Genomic DNA, 548 nt, shown 5'->3' with positions numbered 1-548 from the left:
GGACGACTTTGCTCTGGCCTGCCGTGCGACGCATCCGCATGGTGGCAAACGCATGTATTTGGATGACATTTCAGAGTACGCGTACGCGGTTCACATCATCCAACATTGGAATGAAAAAGAAGATCACATCTCGCGCTTATTACAGCCTTTTTCAGTTGTCCCAAGAATTCAACTGCGTACCACGCACATCAACACCATTTTGAATTTGGTTGCGGATAGCGATGTGCTGTTTCCTTGTTCGCGTCACTTGATCAATCAGTTAGATAAGCGTTTTTCTTTTATCGAATTTGATGACGCGCTGCCGAAATTAGAGGGTAACTTCGGTTACGTTTACAGCGTAAAGCGCCGCAATGATCCGTTGATATTGTGGGTTAACAATACCGTTGAATCGTTGATGAAGTCGTTAGGCATTGAGTCGTAACAATGGTTGGTAAAACGGTTTGAACAACCGGGTTCGATAACGCATTGATCCCGGTTGTGTTGCATGATGTAATTACTCGTATTCAGAAGCGTAAGTTTCTTCATAAGTGTGCGAGTAAAGCTCGAAC

Annotated in this window: 1 pseudogene; it reads left to right on the top strand. The window is 44.5% G+C overall.

From position 1 onward, the window contains the following. A pseudogene (locus tag R7Z50_RS30220) lies at nucleotides 1-421 on the top strand (LysR family transcriptional regulator); the annotation flags it as partial. Between the last annotated feature and the right edge of the window lie 127 nt (nucleotides 422-548).

Source organism: Vibrio sp. 1249-1 (assembly GCF_033340495.1).
Note: the sequence above shows the minus strand (reverse complement) of the source record. Positions and strands in the feature narration are given on the sequence as shown.